General features: G+C 68.5%; 2 protein-coding genes and 1 tRNA gene. 2 read left to right on the forward strand and 1 reads right to left on the reverse strand.

The window, feature by feature from the left end:
- The first annotated feature begins 237 nt into the window (after positions 1-237).
- Positions 238-1338, forward strand: coding sequence for a ParA family protein (locus AC08OX_RS16615; RefSeq protein ID WP_476608655.1), 1101 nt, complete (start codon positions 238-240; stop codon positions 1336-1338).
- A gap of 301 nt (positions 1339-1639) precedes the next feature.
- Positions 1640-1712 (forward strand) — tRNA-Ala (locus tag AC08OX_RS16620).
- 533 nt (positions 1713-2245) lie between these two features.
- On the opposite strand, the gene AC08OX_RS16625 is transcribed toward AC08OX_RS16620, so the two are convergent.
- Positions 2246-2957, reverse strand: a 712-nt coding sequence (locus tag AC08OX_RS16625; protein ID WP_476608656.1) for a hypothetical protein, incomplete at its 5' end; no start/stop codon positions are given.

Genomic DNA, 2957 nt, shown 5'->3' on the forward strand with positions numbered 1-2957 from the left:
GAACAAGGCCATCGTGATCATGAAAAGCCCCGGCCGCGATCCCCGCGTCGCCCGCGCGCCGCCTCACCCCAGTTGTCCCTGTTGTCCAACACGGCAGACATTGTCGCGCTAGCCCTGTCTTCCGCACGTGCGTGCGGAAGACAGGGCTAGCGCGACAATGTCTGCCGTGTTGGACAACAGGGACAACTGGGGTGAGGCGGCGCGCGGGCGACGCGGGGATCGCGGCCGGGGCTTTTCATGATCACGATGGCCTTGTTCAACAACAAGGGCGGCGTCGGTAAGACGACCCTCGCCTACCACCTGGCGCACATGCTGCAGCGCATGGGTCACCGGGTGCTCGCGGTCGATCTCGATCCGCAGGCGAACCTGACCGCCCAGTTCCTCGACGAGGACGAGCTGACCCAGCTGTGGGAGGAACCGGCGGTCACCGCGTCGTCCGCGCCGAAGTCCATCATCGACCTCGACGTGCGCCCGGTTCGGATCGTCCCCGGTACGGGGACGATGGCGACGGCGATCGGGCCAATCATGGAGGGGGTCGGGGACGTCACGCTCTTCGATCCGGTGACGATCGAGGACGGTCTGTGGCTGCTGCCCGGCGACGTCGAGCTGAGCGTCTTCGAGGACCGGCTGTCGGCCGCCTGGCCGAACAGCTTCCTCGGCAAGGACATCGCGGCGCTGCGTACGACGACGGCTTTGCACCGGGTCATCGACCATGGTGCCCGCTCGGTCGGCGCCGAGATCGTGCTCATCGACGTGGGGCCCAATCTGGGGGCCATCAACCGGGCCGCGCTGCTGTCCGCCGACACCGTGCTCATGCCACTGACGGCGGACCTGTTCTCGCTGCGAGGGCTGCGCAACCTCGGCCCCACACTGCGGGAGTGGCGTTCCACCTGGCAGGGCATGGTGCTGCCGAAGATTCCCGAGCGTATCTCGGCTCCGCGCGGGCTGATGATGCCGATCGGGTACATCGTGATGCAGCCGCCGACGCGGACCGACCGGCCGGCGAAGGCGCACGACCGGTGGCTCGACCGGATTCCCGAGGTGTTCGCGACCTCGGTGCTCACCAGCGGGAACCCCGGACCGCATGACCGTTCCTTCGAGATCGCCACCCTGGGGCACTACGCGAACCTGATCCCGCTGGCGCACGACGCCCGTAAGCCGATGTTCGGCTGCGGGCCGGAGACGGCGCGCTCGGCGGTACGCAGAGCGCGGTGCGGCGCTGCTACTCCGACTTCCGGGATCTCGCGGTCAAGGTGCGGGAGCGGCTGGCCTTCATCGATCCGACCCTGCGCCGGTCCTGACCGACGGGCCTCGCGGCCGGTGCCGGCACGGCCGTAGCCGTAGCCATCGCCGACGGCGGCGTCGGCGTCGGCGTCGGCGGGCCGGTTATCCACAGGGTGGCGATTGGGGGAGCCGCGGCCCGGTTATCCACAGGGCTCCCGCGGGGCACGATGGTCGTAGGCGGGCACTGTGATCGCCGGAAGACCGGATCAACCCGAGCATCGGTGTCCCCCATGGTTCCCGGGTGGTTCCCGTGCCGGACCAACGTCCGAGGAGACCGTCATGCCGTACGCTTGTGAAGCGCTTCGCCGAGGTGGTCATCGTCGGGTGGTTCCGTCCCGGCCGGAGCGCGTCCCTCGGGGGCGTAGCTCAATTGGCAGAGCACTGCCTTTGCAAGGCAGGGGTTAGGGGTTCGAGTCCCCTCGTCTCCACGCGCAGGCTTCGGCTGCTTGCCGATCTTTGATCGGCTGCGCCATCGGCCGTTATGCCTGCCCGGGGGCGACCCCCGGACCCCCGAGTGTCGGGCTTCGCCCGACCTGGCGGGGGCTGGGTTGTTCGTTATGTAACCAACCGTGTAGCCGAACGGCTTTGGCGGTGCTCTCCGCCCGGGTTATCCACAGCCGTCCCGCGGAGGAAGGCGTCCATGGCCTCGGCGGCGGCGTGCAGATGTTCGGGGAGCGCGTGGCCGTAGCGCTCCATCGTCATCCATGATGTTGTGTGCCCGAAGAACTCCATCACGGTCCGAGGTTCGACGCCGGCGGTCAGGAGGAACGTCCTTCCTGGTCTCGGTCGCTCAGCGGGAGGAGAAGGGATCCGACGTCAATGTCGCCTCCCACCTCCTGCTCGACCTGCTGCACAAGCGGATCACCGCCGCCGTCGTGATCAGCAACGACAGCGATCTCGCCTTTCCTGGGGCGCAGGCCCGCGACCTTGTCCCCGTCGGAGTCGTCAACCCCAGCAAGGGCTATACCGCCGGTGCGCTGCGAGGAGCGCCGAACACCGGTGTCGGCCGGCACTGGTGGTACAACCTGCGCGCGGCTGACCTCCCGCGACGCCGTTCGACTTCCGCGCCGACCCGGGGGATCTTGCGGCGTACGCGCTCCCCGAAGGCGGGCGGGTGCCCGGCATTGAGGGAGGCGTCGCTCCAGGCCTCCGCGCCGTCGAGGTGGTAGGCGCGCAGGACCGTCCACTCGTCGGTGCTGAACCTCGCGCGGGCGTGCTGGATCCTCGGGTCCTCGTACTCGCTCGGCAGCAGGTCAGGGGTCTCTTCCTCGTCCCTGAAGCTGTAGTCGGCGTCCAGGAGGACACCCTTGAGGCCGCGGCGCTTGTGGATCCAGATGGGCTGGAACTCCCGGACCTGGCGGCGCAGCCCGGCCCGGACATCGTCGAGAACGATGTAGGGGTCGGTGTCCTCGCCGAGGACAGCACCCAGGACAGGGTCGAGCAGGGCCGTCACCACGGCCGACCTCGCTTCGGCCCGGGAGTAGTTCCAGCGGCGCCCTGCGCCGCGTTCGACCAGGTAGGTCCTGATGTCCTTGTCGAGGTAGTCGGCGATGAACTGGTCGACTTCTTCGACATCCGTTGCATGTGAGCGTCCAATGGTGCTCTCATGCCGCCTTGCCTCTCGGCGAGGCGCCCCGAGTCTGATTGGCCGAAGCCGCGCTCGGTTCCCGCTT

The organism is Frankia sp. CoBUL1 (genome assembly GCF_978021245.1).